A 20309-nucleotide genomic window follows, 5' to 3' on the forward strand; every position below is an offset into this window, starting at 1 on the left:
TGTCATGGACATGTGCCCGATTAAAGCGTGTCGATAAGCGGCTGCCAAAGCAGCATCAGCCCTTGCGTTAGCCCGCCGCGCCAGCAAAACGCATCGTGTCCGCCGTCAACCTGACGCCAGAAAATGGACTGCTGCGAGGTATTCAGTTGGGCATAAAGCGCCTGATTTGCCTGAAACACGATCGGCTCACGCACGCCGGCTTCCAGTACGATACGCAGTCCGCGCGCGCACAATGCGCCGGTTTTCAGCCGGGTAATGACTTCCCCCTCCGGCGGGGTGATGCGATGGGGCCACCAGAACGATCCTGACTGGCTCAGTACACAGCCAAAACGCGTCGGCCAGTTCAGGCCGGCATACAGCGCCGACAGGCCGCCAAAGCTCTGTCCGGCGACCACCGTTCGTCCGGCATCATCGCTAAAAGGCGTCACGGCTCTGACTTGCGGCAACAGTTCCTGCTGCACTGCCAGCCAGAAGTCGGCATTGCAGGTCAACTCCTGGCTGCGGTGTTGAGTATCAATCGCGTCAATCAGCAGATAGACGGCACCGGGAAGCAGGCGTTGATGAGTCAGCGAGGCGAGCGCGGGCCAGACGGGCATATTTTCCGCCCAGAATTGACCGTCCAGCAGAATAGCCAACGGTCTTTCCTCCGGCGCCTCGTCTCCGGTCGTCAATATCCATACGCGGCGGGAGTTACCCAGACGTTCGCTATGCCACTGCATCATCAAAGGCGGCGAGTACGGCGTTTCAGGACGATCCCATCCCGACTGAAGGGGCGCATCCGGCATTTCCAGCGCTGAAACTGCATGACCACGTCCTCCCCGCCAGCTTTGCGAATTAAGCGGGTCGGCAATCGCCTGCGGTAATAGCTGTCGCCAGCCTTCACGCAGCGCGTTCCGATCGGGCGTTTCGCCCGGCGCAAAAGCGGCAAAAACGTCATCGCGCTCGGTAGGAATAAAACAGTAGCTGCCGCGCCAGTTAGCGCTAAGCGCCGTGCTCCAGCGCCAGACATCCGTTCCGGCAATACGCGCCATCGTCTGAGGCTGCGCGTTTTGATGATGATCGGTTACGCCAGTGATGTAGACCCAGACACGCCGTATCGGGGAGTGTGTTTCGTTTCCCTGCGGGTCGCGCCACCAAAAAGTGACCCGATAATTTCCGTCTTTTTCCCGTATCCATTCCGGCCCGGTTTTCGTCCTCCACCAGGCCTCACTTCCCGTTGCCAGCGCCTCTTTCATTATAACCCTGTGTTTATTATGAATTTTGTATATAAAAGGTGAAATATATTGATAATATTATTGATAACTATTTGCATTTGCAATAGCGTATTGTCGCGCTATGGGACGCGCGAACACAATTTCACCACCCGGCCAATGCCTTTGACGGGCGCTTTGGCTTATGTGGCTAAAGAAAAGCAGGATATACAATGAACAAGAAGATTCATTCCCTGACCTTACTGGTCAATTTAGGGATTTACGGGGCCGCTCTGCCCGTGATGGCGGAAGAAAAAACCGATAGCGCTGCGCTCACCAATGAAGACACCATCGTGGTGACCGCTGCCCAGCAAAACCTACAGGCGCCTGGCGTATCCACTATCACCGCCGATGAGATCCGCAAAAATCCGCCCGCGCGCGACGTGTCAGAAATCATCCGCACCATGCCGGGCGTGAACCTGACCGGCAACTCCACCAGCGGTCAGCGCGGGAATAACCGCCAAATCGATATTCGCGGCATGGGGCCGGAAAACACCCTCATCCTGATAGACGGTAAACCCGTCACCAGCCGTAACTCGGTGCGCCTGGGCTGGCGCGGCGAACGCGATACCCGCGGCGATACCGCGTGGGTGCCGCCGGAGATGATCGAACGCATTGAAGTGCTGCGTGGCCCTGCCGCCGCACGCTACGGTAACGGCGCGGCGGGTGGCGTGGTCAATATCATTACCAAAAAAGGCGGTAGCGAGTGGCACGGTTCCTGGAATACCTATTTCAACGCGCCGGAACATAAAGACGAAGGCGCGACCAAACGCACTAACTTTAGCCTGAACGGCCCGCTGGGCGGGGATTTCAGCTTCCGTCTGTATGGCAACCTCGACAAAACGCAGGCGGATGCGCGTAATATTAACCAGGGGCATCAGTCTGAACGTACCGGGAGTTACGCCGACACGTTACCAGCCGGACGCGAGGGGGTCATTAACAAAGATATCAACGGCGTGGTTCGTTGGGATTTTGCTCCGCTTCAGTCTCTGGAGCTGGAGGCCGGTTACAGTCGCCAGGGCAACCTCTATGCCGGCGATACTCAGAACACCAATACGAACCAGCTGGTGAAAGATAATTACGGAAAAGAGACGAACCGCCTCTATCGGCAGAATTACTCTCTGACCTGGAACGGCGGCTGGGATAATGGCGTAACCACCAGTAACTGGGTGCAATACGAACATACCCGTAACTCCCGGATGCCGGAAGGCCTGGCAGGCGGCACCGAAGGGATTTTCGATCCCAAAGCATCGCAAAAATATGCCGATGCCGATTTGAATGACGTCACCCTACACAGCGAAGTGAGTCTTCCTTTCGATCTGCTGGTCAATCAAAACCTGACGCTGGGTACCGAATGGGCCCAACAGCGTATGAAAGACCAGCTCTCCAACTCGCAAACCTTTATGGGGGGAAATATCCCGGGTTACAGCAGTACCAATCGTAGCCCCTATTCAAAAGCGGAAATTTTCTCTCTGTTTGCTGAAAACAACATGGAACTGACCGACAGCACCATGCTGACGCCGGGGCTACGTTTCGATCATCACAGTATTGTGGGGGATAACTGGAGCCCGTCGCTGAACCTGTCGCAAGGTCTGGGGGATGACTTTACCCTGAAAATGGGGATCGCCCGCGCTTATAAAGCCCCGAGTCTGTACCAGACTAACCCAAACTATATTTTGTACAGTAAAGGTCAGGGTTGCTACGCGACTGGCGCGGGTACCGGCATCGGCTGCTATATGATGGGTAACGATGATCTGAAAGCCGAAACCAGCATCAATAAAGAGATCGGTCTGGAATTTAAACGCGATGGCTGGCTGGCCGGCGTCACCTGGTTCCGCAATGATTACCGCAATAAGATTGAAGCGGGTACAGTGCCGTTGCAGCGTATCAATAACGGCAAAACGGATGTCTATCAGTGGGAGAACGTGCCGAAAGCGGTCGTTGAAGGTCTGGAAGGCACGTTAAACGTACCGGTTAGCGACACCGTCAACTGGACGAATAACGTTACGTATATGCTGCAGAGTAAAAACAAAGAGACCGGCGAACGCCTGTCGATTATTCCACAGTACACGCTTAACTCAACCCTGAGCTGGCAGGTACGTCAGGACGTTTCTCTGCAATCGACCTTCACCTGGTACGGCAAACAAGAGCCGAAGAAATATGATTATCAGGGTAACCCCGTTACCGGAACAGATAAGCAAGCGGTCAGCCCATACAGTATTGTTGGCCTGAGCGCGACCTGGGACGTGACCAAAAATGTCAGCCTGACCGGTGGCGTGGATAACCTCTTTGACAAACGTCTGTGGCGTGAAGGTAACGCGCAAACCGTCAGGGATACTCAAACTGGCGCTTATATGGCGGGTGCTGGCGCGTACACCTATAACGAACCGGGACGTACGTGGTATATGAGCATTAATACCCATTTCTGATGGCAACCTTCCCTCCCTCATTCGGGGAGGGAATTGGCAAAAACGATGCTGACATCTCATTTTCCCCTTCCCTTTGCCGGACACAGGCTGCATATCGTCGACTTTGATGCGAGCAGCTTTCACGAACACGACCTGCTATGGCTTCCTCATCACGATCGGCTCCGGTCTGCCGGACGCAAGCGTAAAGCTGAACATCTGGCAGGCCGCATCGCCGCCGTTCATGCGCTACGCGAGGTGGGCGTCAGGACAGTGCCCGGTATTGGCGAGAAGCGACAGCCGCTATGGCCGGACGGCCTATGTGGCAGCATCAGCCACTGTGCGACAACGGCGCTGGCCGTCATATCCCGACAGCGTATCGGCATTGATATAGAAAAAATCATGAGTCAACACACGGCGACAGAGCTGGCGCCGTCCATTATTGATAGCGATGAGCGCCAAATTCTCCAGGCGAGCTCGCTCCCTTTTCCGCTTGCCCTGACGCTGGCTTTCTCCGCCAAAGAGAGCGTTTATAAAGCCTTTTCAGACCGCGTCACGCTCCCGGGATTCGATAGCGCAAAAGTTACCTCGCTTACCGCCACGCACATCTCGTTACATCTGCTGCCAGCCTTTGCCGCCATGATGGCTGAACGTACCGTCCGTACAGAATGGTTTCAACGTGGCAATAGCGTTATTACTCTAGTTTCTGCAATAACGCGCTTTCCCCACGACAGGAGCGCTCCCGCTTCTATACTTAGCGCAATACCCCGATAAATGAGATCGCTATGGCGCTGAATGATTTTCACGTTTCTGAACCTTATACGCTTGGTATTGAGCTAGAGATGCAGGTGATCAATCCACCTGGCTACGATTTAAGTCAGGACTCTTCTACGCTGATCGACGCCGTTAAGCCCCAACTTACTGCGGGAGAAATTAAGCACGATATCACCGAAAGTATGCTGGAGATGGCCACGGGCGTCTGCCGCGATATTGACCAGGTGGCGGCCCAACTTTCTGCCATGCAGCACGTTATTTTACAGGCGGCGTCGGAACACCATCTCGGCATTTGCGGCGGCGGTACGCACCCTTTTCAAAAATGGCAGCGTCAGGAGGTCTGTGATAATGAGCGCTATCAACGCACGCTGGAAAATTTCGGCTACTTAATTCAACAGGCGACGGTTTTCGGCCAGCATGTCCATGTCGGCTGCGCGAATGGCGACGATGCGATTTATCTTTTACACGGGCTGTCGCATTTTGTGCCGCACTTTATTGCGCTCTCCGCCGCGTCCCCCTATATGCAAGGATCTGACACCCGTTTTGCCTGCGCGCGCCTGAATATTTTTTCCGCTTTTCCCGATAACGGTCCCATGCCGTGGGTCAGTAACTGGCAAGAGTTTGCCGGACTATTTCGCCGTCTGTCTTACACCACGATGATCGACAGCATCAAAGATTTGCACTGGGATATCCGCCCCAGCCCGGCCTTTGGCACGGTAGAAGTTCGGGTGATGGATACGCCGCTCACCCTTGATCATGCCATCAATATGGCAGGGTTGATTCAGGCGACCACGCACTGGCTGCTGACCGAGCGTCCCTTTAAACCGCAGGAACAAGACTATCTGTTATATAAATTCAACCGTTTTCAGGCTTGCCGCTATGGTCTGGAGGGCGTGCTAACCGATGTCTATACCGGCGACCGCCGTCGCCTGGCAGATGATACGCTGCGCCTGCTGGACAACGTTACCCCCTCTGCGCGCAAGCTGGGCGCCGACAGCGCCATTGACGCGCTACGTCTGCAGGTGAAAAAAGGCGGTAACGAAGCGCAATATATGCGGGAGTTTATTGCCGACGGCGGATCGCTGATAGGTCTGGTACAAAAACATTGTGAAATCTGGGCGGGACAATAGACAACATATTTGCCTTACCAGGCGATATCCCGGACAATGGCGTTTTAACTTACGTTTAACAAAGCCATGAAACACCCGCTTGAATCATTGATGACCGCTGCCGGTATTTTGCTGATGGCGTTGCTCTCCAGCCTGCTGCTGCCCGCCCCTTCGCTCGGCCTTGCGCTGGCGCAAAAACTGGTCGGGATCTTTCATCTTATGGATCTCAACCAGCTTTATACTTTGTTGTTTTGTTTATGGTTTCTGTTGCTCGGCGCGCTGGAATATTATGTCATTCGCTTTATCTGGCGGCGCTGGTTTTCGCTGGCCGATTAAACATTTCAATGCGTACGGCCATGCTTTTCTTTACGATAAGCGCCTGGCGGCAGGTTGAACGTGCGGGTAAAAATGCGCGTAAAGGTTTGCTGCGAATCAAAACCATACTTGAGACAAATATCATACACCTTCTGGTCGGTGTCGAGCAGGTCGCGCGCCGCCAGTTTTAGCTTCCGTTCACGCACGTAGCGTCCCAGACTCTCCCCTTTGTACTGCATAAAAAGGCGCTGCAGGTGCCACTTGGAATACCCCGCATGACGGGCAATATCATCAATACGTAACGGCTGATTCAAATTATCATCAATCCACTCGACAATCGTGTCGATAACCTGAGCGGAAATGGTCATCGTGCTCTCCCCTCTATCAAACTCGTCAGCGGCTCCCGCACCGCACATTTACGGCAACAGCAATAAGCATAGTAATAACCACATAAATTGTGAGACGGCTTATCGCATAGCCTGCAATATGCTTTTCTACCACTTCATGCGGCAGCCCTTGATTATGAGTGAGTAAGCACTCATTATAGAAAGCAAAGATACGCCGTCAAGGTACTTTTCAAAGGTTGACATTCACCGTTGCGACGCGACAACGGGCATGATTCAATCATGTTTTTCCAGACATAAGGGTAACGTGTAGTGGCTCGTCCGAAGAGTGAAGACAAAAAACAAGCATTACTGGAAGCGGCAACCCAGGCGATAGCGCAATCCGGTATCGCCGCCTCAACGGCGGTGATTGCGCGTAACGCAGGTGTTGCAGAAGGAACATTGTTTCGCTATTTCGCGACCAAAGATGAGCTGATTAACACGTTGTATTTGCATTTAAAGCAGGATCTCTGCCAGTCGATGATAATGGAGCTGGATCGATCCATTACCGATGCCAAAATGATGACCCGTTTTATCTGGAACAGTTACATCAGTTGGGGTCTGAACCATCCCGCGCGCCATCGGGCGATCCGTCAACTGGCCGTCAGCGAAAAGCTCACCAAAGAGACGGAACAACGGGCCGACGATATGTTCCCCGAATTGCGCGATTTATGTCATCGTTCCGTTTTGATGGTATTTATGTCGGATGAGTACCGCGCCTTCGGCGACGGCCTTTTTCTGGCGCTGGCTGAAACAACAATGGATTTCGCCGCGCGCGATCCCGCTCGCGCTGGCGAATATATTGCGCTGGGATTCGAAGCCATGTGGCGCGCGCTGACTCGCGAGGAGCAATAATGGACGGTCAAACACTGCACGCCTGGGCAAAACGCTGTGCGCTGGAACTGCCTTTTACCGAACACTGCTGGCCTTTCGGCCCACAGTACGATGTGTTTAAAGTCGGCGGCAAAATATTCATGCTGTTCACTGAACATCACTGTCGCCCAGTGGTGAACCTGAAGTCGGATCCCCAAAAATCCCTGGTAAATCAACAAATTTACCCCAGCATTGCGCCTGGCTATCACATGAATAAGAAACACTGGATTTCAGTCTATGCGGGCGAGGATATCACCGTCTCGCTACTCAACGATTTGATAAATGACTCATGGAATCTGGTCGTAGACGGGCTGCCTAAAAGAGAGCAACTGCGCCTGCGACCGCGCTGATGCAATAACCGTTTTCGCATTTTCCTCCCTTATCTTTTTACCGATAACCCGGTACCCTGCTGATACAAAAGGGTACTAAACCAACCAGGAGCATTTATGGATATCGTTTCTGTCGCCTTAAAGCGCTACTCCACTAAGGCGTTCGATCCCAGCAAAAAACTGACCGCCGAAGAAGCGGATAAAATAAAAACACTACTACAGTACAGCCCCTCCAGCACCAATTCCCAGCCGTGGCACTTTATTGTCGCCAGTACGGAAGAGGGCAAAGCGCGTGTCGCAAAATCCGCCGCCGCCAATTATGTGTTTAACGAACGTAAAATGTTAGACGCCTCCCATGTGGTGGTCTTCTGCGCGAAAACCGCGATGGATGACGCATGGCTTGAGCGCGTCGTCGATCAGGAAGAAGCCGATGGCCGTTTCGCTACGCCGGAAGCTAAAGCGGCAAATGATAAAGGTCGCCGCTTTTTCGCCGATATGCACCGCGTCTCGCTGAAAGATGACCACCAGTGGATGGCGAAACAGGTTTATCTGAACGTCGGCAACTTTCTGCTGGGCGTCGCCGCGATGGGTCTCGACGCCGTCCCCATTGAAGGTTTCGACGCCGAGGTGCTCGACGCTGAATTTGGTCTGAAAGAAAAAGGCTATACCAGTCTGGTCGTGGTGCCGGTCGGCCATCATAGCGTCGAGGATTTCAACGCCGGGCTGCCGAAATCACGTCTGCCGCTTGAAACCACACTGACGGAAGTCTAATCCCCTGCCTAAGCCGGACGCCCGTCCGGCTTTTTTCACCTTTCTGCCAGGTTCCCCAATGATCAATGGCGCGAAGTGCCAGGTTTTACATCGCTAGTGTTAACTTTCTCTTTCAAGATATTGAAAATAAATAACATTTAAAACTGGCACGCCGTTTGCCATATCTGGATACCCCCTATCTGGATGAAGGAGAAAACGGCGTGACACCGGTTGCGCCTACGATGGCGATATTGTCACCACGGGGTTGGCCCTCCCTGGCGTGTCATCAAAATCGGGCGCTAAACCCAACGTTATAACGGGTTTGATTGCCATCGCTTAACCCTGCCGTTTGCGACAGCCCGGCGAAAGCGGACACCGTTGCCGACAGCGGAAAATCTGCGCCAATCGCGATATCAACCCAGTTTTTATCCTGCGTTTTTCCGTCGCGGCTAAACGTCAGCGCGGTCGATTTAAGGCCGCCGTTCGCCACATACGTATCATCGCCAAACTGACGGCGATAATTAATCTGCGCCCAGGAGTGAATGATGCTGTGGCGGAGATCCAGACGCCAACCCGCGCTACCCACCTGCGAATGGGCGTTTTGGTCGCCAAAACGCATTGATGTACTGGTATTGAGCTTCTCGCTATAACCATTAACGTGGCTGTAATCCCATGCATATTGCAGCATCGGTCCGGTCGTTAACCACGGCATCATGACAAAATCATAACCACTGGTTAACCTCGCGCCCCACAGCCGACCGTTGGTTTCGCCCTCTTCCACCCGTCTTAGCGCACCGAGCGTGATACTGCGCTGAATGTTACTGAATTTAGCGGACAGGTAGTGTAAATCGCTATCCAGCCACGCCTGACCGGCGCGTAAATGGCTGAATACGGCGGCCTGAAAACCGCGGGCATCATAACGATAATTATCGTCAGGATGTTGCTTATCCAGAGAACCGGCTATCAGCCCTCCCAGCAGTACCTGCTCGTTAAGCTGATAATCGACGCCAACCGTCAGATTATTATGATTACCGCTCCCGTCGGCCTCATTATTATCATAACGTTGATATCCCCCGCTGTATCCACCGAACATGCCCAGTGAACCAACAGGATTTTCCCCCTGGCGAAGCTGCTGATAACGGCTGTCAAGCGTGGTACGACTGCCTTGCGCCATCGACTGAACGCTTTGGTTCAGGTATGTCGCCTGTACCGGCGCGGCAATGATCGACTGGATATATTGCGCAATAATGGTATGGACCTGCGGACCGGGATGTAAATGATCGGCAAACAGATAGTCCTGCGACGCATTAAATCCAGGCATTGCCGAGGAGCACGCCGAAGCGGATACGCCCGGCGGGCAGGCCATGCCTACGGTATTTGTCAGACCAAACGCCTGTGGGTTGGCAAGAATTTCCTTAAAGAGGCCGTTGATATCGGCACGGGCTATATTGCCGCCGTGTTGCTCCAGCCCCTTCTCTTCCATCTGATTATAATAATCGGTCAGAGCTGACGCCTGCCCTGCCGCCTTTTCATAGCCCGCCAGCAGTTGCTCAACGAGCAGTTGCTGAATAAACGGATTGCTGCTTACCGTTGCAGCCGCCGCCAGCAACGCCTTGCGGATCGCCTGTTGCCGACTGGCGAAATCGGGCGTAGCGCCCTCCGCCAGCGCCTCTAACGCCGCTTTTAGCGCCGGGGGCGCCGCTGCGCCCAGCCCGGCGGTGATTACCGCCTCCAGAAGCATTGGCGTCGCACTAATATCCGGTACGTTTGGCACCACGACCAGCCCGGCGCCGGCATCCAGTAACAGCCCTACCTGCGCCGCCGCGCTAGTGGCGCTATTACCGGCTATTTGCTGTGCCATGGCAGGTCGCGCGATGGCCGCCGCCAGATCGTTTCCGCCGACCCAGTGAATATACAAACCGTTGTGGTCGGCTTTTCCCCCCGTTTTGGCAAGCCACTGCCGTACCTGATCGGCGGTATTATCCTGCGGGTTTAATTCCGGGGTCGCCGTCGCGCCGCCGGCGGCATAATTAGAGCCGCCATTGCTGGAAGGGCTTAATTCCAGCCCATATCGTTCGGCCAACTGTTCGTCGTAGAGCTTATTTTGACCACTATCCCAGGTCCAGCGACCGTTATTTCCGGTATCGCTAAGGCTATCGCCAATTACCGTAAGAGAGTCAAACGCACAGGCAGATAATGGCGCGGCCAGCGCCAGCGAGAGTATGCCGTATTTTAGCAGGGTACGCTTTTGGGTCATCCGATGTTCCTTAATGTTATTGTTGATAGGTACGACGGTGCTAATCATTATCCGACAGAGATATTGCAATCGTTTTAAACATTCTGGTTAAAAAGTTTTCATTCATTGTTGACGGACTGGCGCCTGTTCAAAAAGAGGGAACCGCGTAAAATAACGACGTTTACAGGGCGCTGGATAAAATATAGCGTATGGATAACCCCAGAGGCGCTTTTACCCGTCTGTTGCTGATTATGCCTGAAGCGCAGGCGTCCTGATTTGCATAAATGCCATTCAGCAGTCATCATAGGCTGCTGTTTATAAAGGAGAGATTATGCAGGAATTGATATCCCGGGTAGAAGATTTAGCGGGAATTGAAATGAATCACACCACGTCGCTGGTGGTGATATTTGGTATTATTTTTCTGACAGCAGTTGTCGTGCATATTATTTTGCACTGGATAGTACTGCGCGCTTTCGAAAAACGCGCCAGCGCCAGTTCCCGCCTGTGGCTGCAAATTATTACCCAGAATAAATTATTCCATCGTCTGGCTTTTACGCTGCAAGGCATCATTGTCAATATTCAGGCCGCGCTCTGGCTACAAAAAGGCAGTGAGGCTGCGGATATCCTGACGACCTGCGCGCAGTTATGGATTATGACCTACGCCCTGCTGTCGTTATTTTCTCTGCTGGACGTGATTTTCAATCTATCGCAAAAATGGCCCGCCGCCTCTCAGTTGCCGCTAAAAGGAATATTTCAGGGCATTAAGCTCATCGGCGCAATTATCGTCGGCATTCTGATGATCTCACTGCTGATTGGCCAGTCACCAGCAATTTTAATCAGCGGGCTGGGCGCGATGGCCGCGGTATTAATGCTGGTCTTTAAAGACCCGATTCTTGGCCTGGTTGCCGGTATCCAGCTTTCCGCCAACGATATGCTCAAACTGGGCGACTGGCTGGAGATGCCAAAATATGGCGCAGATGGCGCGGTCATTGATATTGGCTTAACCACGGTAAAAGTACGCAACTGGGATAATACCATCACCACCATTCCCACCTGGTCGCTGGTTTCCGACTCATTCAAAAACTGGAGCGGCATGTCTGCGTCCGGCGGACGCCGGATTAAACGCAGCATTAATATTGACGCGACCAGTATCCATTTTCTGGATGATGATGAAAAACAGCGGCTGTTAACCGCGCAACTGTTAAAGCCGTACCTTACCAGCCGTCATCAGGAAATCGATGAATGGAATAAACAGCTGGATGCGCCGGAATCAGCCTTAAATCACCGCCGAATGACCAATATCGGGACATTTCGCGCCTATCTGAACGAATATTTACGCCACCATCCGCGCATCCGTAAAGATATGACGCTGATGGTACGCCAACTGGCGCCTGACGATCATGGTTTGCCGATAGAGATCTACGCCTTTACCAATACCGTCGTGTGGCTGGAATATGAGAGCATCCAGGCCGATATTTTCGACCATATTTTTGCCGTGGTGGAAGAGTTTGGCTTGCGTATTCATCAGACGCCGACCGGCAGCGATATTCGCGCGCTGTCAGGGACATTGCGGCATTAATGGATTGCCCGATCGCATGAGCATGGGATCGGGCAAAAAAGTTAATGAGACTTACGGCGCAAAACGGTAAACGCGATAAACAGGAATACAATCCATACCGGCAGCAAAATCGCCGACAATCGCATATCGTCCATCGTACACATTAACACCAGAATCAGCGCCAGAAACGCAATGCACAAATAGTTTCCGGCGGGATAGAACAGCGCCTTAAATTGCGTCTCGCGCCCTTTACGACGCATCGCCGCGCGAAAACGTAAATGCGCGAGACAAATCATTATCCAGTTTAGCAATAGCGTCGCGACAACCAGCGCCATCAACAGGCTAAACGCTTTTTGCGGCAACAGATAGTTGATCAACACCACCAGCGAGGTAATCGCTCCGGAAAGTATCAGCGAGTTCACCGGTACGCCGCGATGGCTGACGCGGGTTAAAAATTTCGGCGCATTGCCTTGTACGGACAGGCCGAACAGCATTCGGCTATTCGAATAAACGCCGCTGTTATACACCGAAAGCGACGCGACCAGAATAACGAAATTCAGCGCCGAAGCCACCACATTACTGTCCAGGTTATGGAAGATCATTACAAAAGGGCTGCTATTGGATTTCACCTCTACCCACGGATAGAGCGCCAGCAACACCACCAGCGAACCGATGTAGAACAGCAAAATACGGTATACCACCTGATTCACCGCTTTCGGGATGCTTTTTTGCGGATCGCGCGCTTCCGCCGCAGTAATGCCGATCAGCTCCAGTCCGCCAAAAGAAAACATAATCACCGCCAGCGACAGAAGCAAACCATGCCAACCGGTAGCGAAGAAACCGTTATAACGCCAGAGGTTATCAATGCTGGCATGTTCGCCGCCGTGGCCGGAGAACAGCAGCCACAGACCAAAACCTATCATGCCGATAATCGCCAGCACTTTAATCAGCGCGAACCAGAATTCCGTTTCGCCATACAGACGAACGTTCACCAGATTCACGGCATTAATGATAATAAAAAACGCCGCCGCCCATACCCATGTTGGTACGTCAGGCAGCCAGTACTGCATATAGATGCCCGCCGCGGTCAGCTCCGCCATCCCGACCAGCACAAACATGACCCAATAGTTCCAACCCGACAAAAAGCCCGCAAACGGCCCCCAATATTTCCAGGCGAAGTGGGCAAACGATCCGGAAACCGGCTCTTCCACGACCATTTCACCCAACTGGCGCATAATGAGAAAAGCGATAATCCCGGCAACGCCATAGCCCAACAAAACAGCCGGCCCCGCCATTTGAATCGCCGGGCCGATGCCCAGAAACAGTCCGGTGCCAATGGCGCCGCCCAGGGCGATTAGCTGAATATGGCGGTTTTGCAACCCCCGTTGAAGCGTCGGTTCATTCTTCGACGCGGCATCCGACACGCTGGCGCCGGATGCAGTTGACGCGTTTTTCACGTCCTACCCCTGTATCGTTTTTATTGAGGGGCACCTTTTAACATTTCGCTCTCGCTGCCGCAAGGCGCAATCGTTTGTCAAGGCTCAACTCCGGACGTTAACGTTATCGTGTAAAAAAGATGTCGCGGGGAGTAAAAAGAAAAGAGTGCGCGCCGATATAGAACGTTACGGGTGACAGACGCCGAGTATAAAATATGTGAATAACTCTGGACGAAAAGTACGACACCCTACAGAATACATTTAGTATTTTTTCAGTATTTTCAAAAAGGTGAATCAGACCTGGTATCTGTTATTCGTTTTTGAGCCACGCCAGGCATCAACGTCATGAATAAGATCATCAAACGTTTAGAGATCATCAAAAGCGCCATCGAACTTGAGGACGAAGAGATTATCCGTCAGCAGCTCATCTACCTGAAAAATGAGCCGCAGGATGCCGTAATCAGCGCGATTGCCCAGGCGATTGAAGCTCGTCGATTCAGTGACGCCATGCAAGAGATCGCCGCCTGGCTACAGGCTCAACGGGCGCTCTCGACGTGGCAAGATCCCTCTATTGCCGCCAGTAAGCTGGAGCTGAAAGCGCTTGAAGCCCAACTTCGCGATCTGATTGACAAACGAAATGCGCGGGTACAAATCCTCGACGATTTCAACGACCTCTATCATCTGCGTCTCGGGCCGTTGATGAGCCGTATTCTGGAGTTGCGTAAACAGCTCGCGGTGAGTATGCAGCGTAAGCAAGAAGCCGAAATAAAACGCCGGGAAAAGGATTATCAATCCTGCCTGCAATTTATTTCCCAGGCCGTGGATCAACTGGCAACGCTAAAACAGCAGTGGACAGGATTGAATGCCGCCTCGCGCGAAGCGGTGGGCATCCGTCAGCGAATCCAGCAGCAGACGGAGTTAATCACCGCGTTGCTGGCGGAAATTCGCGAGCTGGAGGCGGATTTTTCCCATCAGGACGACAGCGCATTCCGCCAGGCGCAGGAAAATGCGGAACAGGACTATCACCAGTACCGGGAGCAGCAGCAGGAAGCGCAATTCCGCTACGCTCGCGATCAACGTTTGTCGGCTGACGAACGCAATGAATTAAAACGTTTGTGGCGTCAGGCCAGCCGCCTGTGTCACCCGGATGTGGTCGCCGATGAATTGAAAGAAAAAGCGCACCAGATGATGGTACAACTTAATCAGGCGCGGCAGAATGCCGATCTGGCGGCAATTCGCGCGTTACTGACACAGTTGCAAAGCGGTCTGGAACCGATGATGGCAAGCGACAGGCTCAATAACCTGGAACATCTGCGCCATAAAATACGCCAGCTCCGCACGCAAATCGACGCGCTGTTGAAAGAGATAACGCAGCTGGAAACGGAAAATGCCTGGCGGCTCGCCTCTTCCGTTGCGGATAAGGAAGCCTATTTCTCCGAGCAGGAACGGGCGCTAACCGAAATTCGCAATACGCTGGAGGCGCAGGTTCAACAGGTGGAACAGGAACTTCTGTCAGGGTAGTCCATCATTCATCAACACATTGTCGGATGGCGCAAGCGCCACCCGACGAATCGCGGCATAAAGAGGGTAAGAGGGTCGCTACTGGCGCTGTAAAAGTAACGAACGGGCGGAATCCGCCATGATCATCACCGCACCTGCCAGCATTAACGTATCTTTTAATACCAGCCGCCCGGCGCCCGATAAATACGGAAAACCATAATGCGCATCGCCCAGCGGCATAACCCAGGCCTCCGGCGTAGTGATTAAAAACGACAGCGTGACAAATGGCGTCAGGAATGCCAGCACGCCGCCTGCCAGCCCTAACCAGCGGCTGACAGGGTTAGCCAGTACCAGCGCCGCGATAATCAATTCCACCACGCCCAGACCATCCGAAAACGCATACGTATTATTGGCCGTTTGCCAGGCGCGTTCCTCCGGTTTTAGTTCGCCCTCATGAGTCAGATGCTGACGATATTCTTCCGGATGTTCATAGAAAAAAGACATAAACGGGCTGTTCGCTACAAACGGGGTAATACTGTCTGCCTCATAGGGCACAAATTTTAGTAGTCCAATCCAGATAAAAACGATGGCGATACTCAGGCGAATTAATGTTAATCCCAGCCGATCCCCCTGACTTAACAGACGAAGATATTTATCCATCTCAGGCTCTCCTTACTTATATAAAATCGCAGTGGCGTAACCCGTATTATCAATACGCATTGACGTAATTTTCCATGACGACGCCTGTTTACTTTGCGCCAGTCTGGCAATAGCGTCTTCAAGCATTGACGGCGTTGCTGCCACCGCAGAAACGCTGATATATTCAACGTCGGTTAGCGGCTGGGCGGAAGCGGAAAACGCCAGCGGCGCAGCCAATAATGAAGCAATAAGCGTGGTAACTTTTAACATCGAGATTTCCAGTCGTGGGTTATTTCAATGGTGTTATAATACGTTATGCCTGACTAAAGCCTTTTCTTTCAGACGCCAGCATATTTGTCCTGGCGTATTTTTATAGCCTGACAGGCAAAAAAAAGCCCTGATTAACAGGGCTACGTTATTTATGTTTTACTTAATGAGAGAGAAGAGATCGTTTAAAGACTCACTCATTGTAGGATGGGTAAATATCTGGTCGCGTAACACCGTATAAGGTAAATCTGCATCCATAACGGTTTTAACGATATTAATCATTTCATGAGAATCAACGCATAACAATGACACCCCTACAATACGCTGCGTATTCACGTCCACTACCGCTTTTAGTACACCACGGGTATCGTTCATAACACGGGCGCGAGGGATCGCCGCCACCGGTAATGTCACCACCTGCACCGTTGCGCCGCTTGCCCGCGCTTGCTCTTCCGTCAGCCCGACACGAGAGAGCGGCGGCGTCATAAAGACGGAGTATGGAACGTTCTGGCGATCGCGGGTACTGCGTTTGCCATCTCCCAATAACCCGTCGCGTACAATACGGAAATCATCCAGTGAAATATAGGTAAACTGCAACCCACCGGTAACATCGCCCATCGCCCAGATATTGTCCGCCGTGGTACGCAGGTAATCATCCACGATGATCCCGCCACGTTCGTTCACCGCCACGCCGGCGTTCTGCAACTGTAAGCCAGCCGTCGCCGGTTTTCGCCCCGACGCCACCAGCAGGGCATCCACAAGATGCGCGCCTTCCGTCGTTTCAACTTGTACCGCGCCCTCCTTTGAGGATACGGCCTGTACGTTGGCGTTTAAAATCAGCTCGACGCCCTTTTCCTGTAAAATACGGGTAATTGCCTGCGCGATATCCCGATCTTCACGAGGCAGGAATTGCGGCGCTGCTTCAAAGATAGTGACCTTCGTACCGAAGTTGGCAAACATTGAGGCAAATTCAAGGCCAATATAACCGCCGCCTAAAATCCCCAGCCGCGCCGGACGCTGGCTCAGGCTGAGTAGCCCGGTGCTATCGAACACCCCTGCCGTCGTTGTTAAGCCCGTAATAGCCGGGATCACCGACTCTGCGCCAGTATTAATGAAGATCTTTTCTCCCCGTAACACCCGCTCGCCGTCCGCCTGAAATACCCGTAAGGTATGGTTATTAATAAACTCCGCCCTTCCCTCAATCACATCGACATTGTCCAGGTCGGCAAGATTATGAAAATTTTTGTCGCGTAAAAAATTTACGACCGCCGCTTTGCGTTGCATGGCGACAGAAAAATCGCCCTCACGTTCCGCGTCATGCACCAGCGTTTTCGTTGGAATACAGCCAATGTTGATGCAGGTTCCGCCGAACATACTGGCGGACTGTTCGATAATCGCCACGCGCCATCCCGTCTTCGCCAGAGTTGCCGCCAACGTTTTTCCTGCCTTGCCAAAACCAATAATGAGCGCCTGATACTGTGTCATCTTCTTTCTCCGCCAAATCACCATCTGTTTGTCAGGACAAGTATAAATAACGTCAAAAAAGACAGGGTTATCCGCAACGCGTCATTTTTTGTCTTATCGTCTAAATTGGCGGTTAGCAAAAACAAGGGTAGAAATGACATTGAGTCCGAAATATAGTGATCAGAGACAGAAATGGTTATCTCTAGTTTTGAAAATAAATCTGTTCTGGAGTCTATATGGATGCGCTTAGTCGGCTATTGACGCTTAACGCCCCTCAGGGCTCAATCGACAAGAATTGCCCGTTAGGCGGCGACTGGCAGTTACCGCACGCCGCTGGCGAGCTATCGGTGATTCGCTGGCATACCGTTACACAGGGCGAAGCGCAACTGGAAATACCTACCGGCGACGCCATGATACTTACGCCGGGAAAGGTGGTGATTCTGCCGCAAAACTCCGCCCACCGTTTGCGCCAGTCTGGCGAAGCACCGACACATATCGTGTGCGGTAGTCTACGTCTGCACACGACGTCACGTTATTTCCTTACCGCGTTGCCGGAAGTGTTATGTCTTGCCCCGCCGCCGCATAGCCCCGCCAGTATCTGGCTTAACGCCGCCATTTTGCTGTTACAGCAGGAGTCAGAACGCCATTTACCTGGCGCTGATGTCTTATACAGTCAGCAGTGCGCCACGCTGTTTACCCTCGCCGTTCGCGACTGGCTATCGCAGGCTGGCACAGCGAAAAGCGTGCTCAATTTATTGCTGCATCCCCGGCTGGGCCGCGTGATCCTTCACATGCTGGAAACACCGGCGCATCCCTGGACGGTCGAAACGCTGGCGCAACGGGTACACATGTCGCGGGCGAGCTTCGCCCAGCTATTTCGCGACGTGTCCGCTACAACGCCCTTAGCCGTGTTAACAACGCTGCGCCTGCAAATCGCCGCCCAGACCCTGTCGCGTGAAGCGCTGCCGGTGATGGTGATTGCCGAGTCGGTAGGTTATGCGAGCGAATCTTCTTTTCACAAAGCTTTTGTCCGTGAATTCGGTTGTACACCAGGCGAGTACCGCAAACGGGTCAACGCGCTCGGACGATAAACGTGTGCCGCAAGGCGACGATGCCTGCGCAGCCACATCAGCTTGTAGGCTGCCGGAATGATGAACAGCGACAGCAACGGCGCGGTAATACGGCTCATCACCTCAGAACCCGCGCCGGTCCCCCATAAAACAGGTAGCAGACCGGCGATAATCACCGCTACCGTCATGGCTTTTGGCCGCACCCGGAGCACCGCCCCGTGGTAGAGCGCCTCATTGAGTGTTTCTGCCGAAAAGGTGTTGGGAGCTTGCGCTTTGAAGGCCGCGCCTGCTGAATCACCGGCGATCCCATCATGCTGCGCAGAGCGATCAGTAATTTACTCTCTAATGCGATGCGCTATACGCCGCCAGGTAAAACCATTACTCTTCGGATAAAAGAAGCGGACGACCAGATACATATTATTGTTGAAAACCCCGGTACGCCAATCGCGCCGGAACATTTGCCGCGCCTTTTCGATCGTTTTTATCGGGTTGATCCCTCCCGCCAGCGTAAAGGGGAAGGCAGCGGTATAGGCCTGGCAATTGTAAAATCCATCGTCATTGCGCATCAGGGAAAAGTTTCTGTCACCTCCGATACGCGCGCTACTCGTTTTATTTTGACATTACCCAAACACCTCCGTTGAACTGTAGCGATAGTGAAAGGCGCTATCACTAGCCAGCAAAATAATCTGATATAATCGTCATTATCCTGTCACGCGCCAGCCCCAACGACTGTTTTATTATTTCTCTTATTAACCCACACCGGAGAAATAAGATGAATAAGTTTACATCCCTTTTAGCTGTCGTTTTTTTATTTCAGCTGGCGTAAAAGCCGCAGAGAAAATGGAATCTCGCCAATTATCCGCCACGGCGCATGAGATGATGAATAACGGTGACGCCTTCGCGCATCAGCAAATGGCTCAGACACAGAAAACCAGCGCCCCGGCTACTGTGGAAAATGCGACATCCTTTTCTGAAATGGACGACTATGAAAAAGCAATGGTCATCCATCAATCGATGAATAATGCCCATTCTTTCTCCCACGAGATCCAGGCTGAGGAGCACCATAAACAGATTAAACGCAATTAGTTATTTGCATATTAGCGTCACGTACTGCGGATGGCGCAACGTCGCCCCCGCAGAAGCTTACGGATTAACATAATTTTGAGAGGTTAAATGGCGCGCCCTGCAGGATTCGAACCTGCGACCCGCGGCTTAGATGTTCCTGGAACTACCTGAGCTAACAACAAGTTATCCCATTACTACGGCGCTCACACTCGCCCCATCCTCGAAAAACATGCAAAGCCTTGCAAACCAATGCAAAGCTTTGTGTGTCCCGTTTTTGTCCCAAACTACTTAGCAATCAGCAATACCTATTGATCGGTAACAACGATCAATTAATAATATAACAATAAGTTTAAACTATCAAATATCACATTATTGATCGTTTATATCGATCAAAGCAATTTGTAGTGTTACACTCCAGACCTTTCCGAATCCGCTGATTTTCATAATGTTGAAGTTATTCGCTAAGTACACATCGATCGGTGTTCTTAACACGCTTATTCATTGGGGCGTATTTGCTTTTTGTGTGTATGGGATGCATACGCATCAGGCGCTGGCGAACTTTTCCGGTTTTGTTATCGCCGTATCGTTCAGCTTCTATGCCAATGCGCGCTTCACCTTTAATGCCAGCACCACCACGCTTCGCTACATGATGTACGTGGGGTTTATGGGAACACTGAGCGCCGTTGTTGGCTGGATGGCTGACAAATGTTCCCTGCCGCCACTCCTTACTCTTGTCACCTTTTCAGCTATCAGCCTGATATGCGGATTCATTTATTCAAAGTTCATTGTCTTTAGGGATGCGAAATGAAAGTCTCGTTAGTCGTTCCGGTCTTCAATGAAGAAGCCACGATACCTATTTTCTATAAAACGGTTCGCGAGTTTGAAG

The 20309-nt window shown here is 52.4% G+C and carries 20 protein-coding genes and 2 pseudogenes; 14 read left to right on the forward strand and 8 right to left on the reverse strand.

Annotation, left to right across the window (positions count from 1 at the left end):
- Positions 1–20: 20 nt before the first annotated feature.
- Positions 21–1235, reverse strand: a complete 1215-nt coding sequence (gene fes / locus J4650_RS16635; RefSeq protein ID WP_023993234.1) for an enterochelin esterase — start codon at positions 1233–1235, stop codon at positions 21–23.
- 188 nt (positions 1236–1423) lie between these two features.
- Between fes and J4650_RS16640 the strand changes: the two genes are divergently transcribed.
- From J4650_RS16640 to J4650_RS16655, 4 genes are all read left to right on the forward strand, one after another.
- Positions 1424–3679 (forward strand): TonB-dependent siderophore receptor, encoded by a 2256-nt coding sequence (locus tag J4650_RS16640; RefSeq protein ID WP_001034968.1) that lies wholly within the window; start codon positions 1424–1426, stop codon positions 3677–3679.
- A 45-nt stretch (positions 3680–3724) separates the two neighbouring features.
- Entirely contained in the window at positions 3725–4429 is a 705-nt protein-coding gene (gene entD / locus J4650_RS16645; RefSeq protein ID WP_023993235.1) for an enterobactin synthase subunit EntD, read from the forward strand.
- Positions 4430–4440: 11 nt separating this feature from the next.
- The gene (locus J4650_RS16650; protein WP_023993236.1) at positions 4441–5559 is read left to right on the forward strand and encodes a YbdK family carboxylate-amine ligase; all 1119 of its coding nucleotides are present in this window, start codon (positions 4441–4443) and stop codon (positions 5557–5559) included.
- Between the two features lie 66 nt (positions 5560–5625).
- Positions 5626–5874 carry a DUF1158 family protein gene (locus J4650_RS16655; protein WP_000682497.1) on the forward strand — a complete coding sequence of 83 codons (249 nt, stop codon included), beginning with the start codon at positions 5626–5628 and terminating at the stop codon, positions 5872–5874.
- Between the two features lie 5 nt (positions 5875–5879).
- On the opposite strand, the gene J4650_RS16660 is transcribed toward J4650_RS16655, so the two are convergent.
- Positions 5880–6221 (reverse strand): RamA family antibiotic efflux transcriptional regulator, encoded by a 342-nt coding sequence (locus tag J4650_RS16660; protein WP_000155631.1) that lies wholly within the window; start codon positions 6219–6221, stop codon positions 5880–5882.
- A gap of 288 nt (positions 6222–6509) precedes the next feature.
- Between J4650_RS16660 and J4650_RS16665 the strand changes: the two genes are divergently transcribed.
- The 3 genes from J4650_RS16665 to nfsB all read left to right on the forward strand — a co-directional run bounded on the left by J4650_RS16665 (position 6510) and on the right by nfsB (position 8209).
- Positions 6510–7091 (forward strand): TetR/AcrR family transcriptional regulator, encoded by a 582-nt coding sequence (locus J4650_RS16665; protein ID WP_000113609.1) that lies wholly within the window; start codon positions 6510–6512, stop codon positions 7089–7091.
- Positions 7091–7459: an MmcQ/YjbR family DNA-binding protein gene (locus tag J4650_RS16670; RefSeq protein WP_023231625.1), complete on the forward strand. Its 369-nt coding sequence runs from the start codon at positions 7091–7093 to the stop codon at positions 7457–7459. Before J4650_RS16665 ends, J4650_RS16670 begins: the two co-directional genes overlap by 1 nt.
- Before the next feature lie 96 nt (positions 7460–7555).
- Positions 7556–8209 (forward strand): oxygen-insensitive NAD(P)H nitroreductase, encoded by a 654-nt coding sequence (gene nfsB, locus J4650_RS16675; RefSeq protein WP_000355868.1) that lies wholly within the window; start codon positions 7556–7558, stop codon positions 8207–8209.
- Positions 8210–8474: 265 nt separating this feature from the next.
- On the opposite strand, the gene J4650_RS16680 is transcribed toward nfsB, so the two are convergent.
- Positions 8475–10445, reverse strand: a complete 1971-nt coding sequence (locus J4650_RS16680) for an autotransporter domain-containing esterase (RefSeq protein ID WP_023993240.1) — start codon at positions 10443–10445, stop codon at positions 8475–8477.
- 310 nt (positions 10446–10755) lie between these two features.
- Here J4650_RS16680 and J4650_RS16685 point away from each other — a divergent pair, with 310 nt between their 5' ends.
- The gene (locus J4650_RS16685; protein ID WP_001156978.1) at positions 10756–12003 is read left to right on the forward strand and encodes a mechanosensitive ion channel family protein; all 1248 of its coding nucleotides are present in this window, start codon (positions 10756–10758) and stop codon (positions 12001–12003) included.
- Positions 12004–12044: 41 nt separating this feature from the next.
- Here the strand turns inward: J4650_RS16685 and pheP are convergent, their stop codons facing one another.
- Positions 12045–13439, reverse strand: a complete 1395-nt coding sequence (gene pheP / locus J4650_RS16690; RefSeq protein ID WP_023993241.1) for a phenylalanine transporter — start codon at positions 13437–13439, stop codon at positions 12045–12047.
- A 324-nt stretch (positions 13440–13763) separates the two neighbouring features.
- Here pheP and J4650_RS16695 point away from each other — a divergent pair, with 324 nt between their 5' ends.
- Positions 13764–14939, forward strand: coding sequence for a DnaJ family molecular chaperone (locus J4650_RS16695; protein WP_001033453.1), 1176 nt, complete (start codon positions 13764–13766; stop codon positions 14937–14939).
- A gap of 78 nt (positions 14940–15017) precedes the next feature.
- Here J4650_RS16695 and rclC read toward each other — a convergent pair whose 3' ends face one another.
- From rclC to rclA, 3 genes are all read right to left on the reverse strand, one after another.
- Positions 15018–15578, reverse strand: coding sequence for a reactive chlorine resistance membrane protein RclC (gene rclC / locus J4650_RS16700; protein ID WP_000362177.1), 561 nt, complete (start codon positions 15576–15578; stop codon positions 15018–15020).
- A 12-nt stretch (positions 15579–15590) separates the two neighbouring features.
- Positions 15591–15827, reverse strand: coding sequence for a reactive chlorine resistance periplasmic protein RclB (rclB, locus tag J4650_RS16705; protein ID WP_000922168.1), 237 nt, complete (start codon positions 15825–15827; stop codon positions 15591–15593).
- Between the two features lie 156 nt (positions 15828–15983).
- The gene (rclA, locus tag J4650_RS16710) at positions 15984–17309 is read right to left on the reverse strand and encodes a reactive chlorine resistance oxidoreductase RclA (protein ID WP_023993242.1); all 1326 of its coding nucleotides are present in this window, start codon (positions 17307–17309) and stop codon (positions 15984–15986) included.
- A gap of 215 nt (positions 17310–17524) precedes the next feature.
- On the opposite strand from rclA, the gene rclR reads away from it, so the two are divergent.
- The gene (gene rclR / locus J4650_RS16715; RefSeq protein WP_023182280.1) at positions 17525–18379 is read left to right on the forward strand and encodes a reactive chlorine-specific transcriptional regulator RclR; all 855 of its coding nucleotides are present in this window, start codon (positions 17525–17527) and stop codon (positions 18377–18379) included.
- A 17-nt stretch (positions 18380–18396) separates the two neighbouring features.
- Here the strand turns inward: rclR and J4650_RS16720 are convergent.
- Positions 18397–18615, reverse strand: a pseudogene (locus J4650_RS16720) (efflux RND transporter permease subunit); the annotation flags it as partial.
- A 9-nt stretch (positions 18616–18624) separates the two neighbouring features.
- On the opposite strand from J4650_RS16720, the pseudogene J4650_RS16725 reads away from it, so the two are divergent.
- From J4650_RS16725 to J4650_RS22860, 4 genes and pseudogenes are all read left to right on the forward strand, one after another.
- Positions 18625–18999, forward strand: a pseudogene (locus tag J4650_RS16725) (ATP-binding protein); the annotation flags it as partial.
- Between the two features lie 235 nt (positions 19000–19234).
- Positions 19235–19444, forward strand: a complete 210-nt coding sequence (locus tag J4650_RS16730; protein ID WP_000981672.1) for a hypothetical protein — start codon at positions 19235–19237, stop codon at positions 19442–19444.
- A 424-nt stretch (positions 19445–19868) separates the two neighbouring features.
- A complete protein-coding gene (locus J4650_RS16735) occupies positions 19869–20231 on the forward strand; it encodes a GtrA family protein (protein ID WP_000915523.1) in 363 nt (120 codons plus the stop codon).
- Positions 20228–20309, forward strand: an 82-nt coding sequence (locus J4650_RS22860; protein WP_227492433.1) for a hypothetical protein, incomplete at its 3' end; no start/stop codon positions are given. The genes J4650_RS16735 and J4650_RS22860, both read left to right, overlap by 4 nt.

Source organism: Salmonella sp. 32120201201600049SM (genome assembly GCF_017572835.1).
GTDB lineage: Bacteria > Pseudomonadota > Gammaproteobacteria > Enterobacterales > Enterobacteriaceae > Salmonella > Salmonella enterica.

What these genes read in the sequence shown, in the direction of transcription:
- J4650_RS16730 (WP_000981672.1), top strand. Translation starts at nt 19,235, where the DNA reads ATGATGAATAACGGTGACGCCTTCGCGCATCAGCAAATGGCTCAGACA.
- J4650_RS16660 (WP_000155631.1), bottom strand. Translation starts at nt 6,221, where the DNA reads ATGACCATTTCCGCTCAGGTTATCGACACGATTGTCGAGTGGATTGAT.
- rclC (WP_000362177.1), bottom strand. Translation starts at nt 15,578, where the DNA reads ATGGATAAATATCTTCGTCTGTTAAGTCAGGGGGATCGGCTGGGATTA.
- J4650_RS16680 (WP_023993240.1), bottom strand. Translation starts at nt 10,445, where the DNA reads ATGACCCAAAAGCGTACCCTGCTAAAATACGGCATACTCTCGCTGGCG.
- J4650_RS16650 (WP_023993236.1), top strand. Translation starts at nt 4,441, where the DNA reads ATGGCGCTGAATGATTTTCACGTTTCTGAACCTTATACGCTTGGTATT.
- J4650_RS16655 (WP_000682497.1), top strand. Translation starts at nt 5,626, where the DNA reads ATGAAACACCCGCTTGAATCATTGATGACCGCTGCCGGTATTTTGCTG.
- fes (WP_023993234.1), bottom strand. Translation starts at nt 1,235, where the DNA reads ATGAAAGAGGCGCTGGCAACGGGAAGTGAGGCCTGGTGGAGGACGAAA.
- entD (WP_023993235.1), top strand. Translation starts at nt 3,725, where the DNA reads ATGCTGACATCTCATTTTCCCCTTCCCTTTGCCGGACACAGGCTGCAT.
- nfsB (WP_000355868.1), top strand. Translation starts at nt 7,556, where the DNA reads ATGGATATCGTTTCTGTCGCCTTAAAGCGCTACTCCACTAAGGCGTTC.
- J4650_RS16670 (WP_023231625.1), top strand. Translation starts at nt 7,091, where the DNA reads ATGGACGGTCAAACACTGCACGCCTGGGCAAAACGCTGTGCGCTGGAA.
- rclA (WP_023993242.1), bottom strand. Translation starts at nt 17,309, where the DNA reads ATGACACAGTATCAGGCGCTCATTATTGGTTTTGGCAAGGCAGGAAAA.
- J4650_RS16685 (WP_001156978.1), top strand. Translation starts at nt 10,756, where the DNA reads ATGCAGGAATTGATATCCCGGGTAGAAGATTTAGCGGGAATTGAAATG.
- J4650_RS16735 (WP_000915523.1), top strand. Translation starts at nt 19,869, where the DNA reads ATGTTGAAGTTATTCGCTAAGTACACATCGATCGGTGTTCTTAACACG.
- rclR (WP_023182280.1), top strand. Translation starts at nt 17,525, where the DNA reads ATGGATGCGCTTAGTCGGCTATTGACGCTTAACGCCCCTCAGGGCTCA.
- rclB (WP_000922168.1), bottom strand. Translation starts at nt 15,827, where the DNA reads ATGTTAAAAGTTACCACGCTTATTGCTTCATTATTGGCTGCGCCGCTG.
- J4650_RS16640 (WP_001034968.1), top strand. Translation starts at nt 1,424, where the DNA reads ATGAACAAGAAGATTCATTCCCTGACCTTACTGGTCAATTTAGGGATT.
- J4650_RS16695 (WP_001033453.1), top strand. Translation starts at nt 13,764, where the DNA reads ATGAATAAGATCATCAAACGTTTAGAGATCATCAAAAGCGCCATCGAA.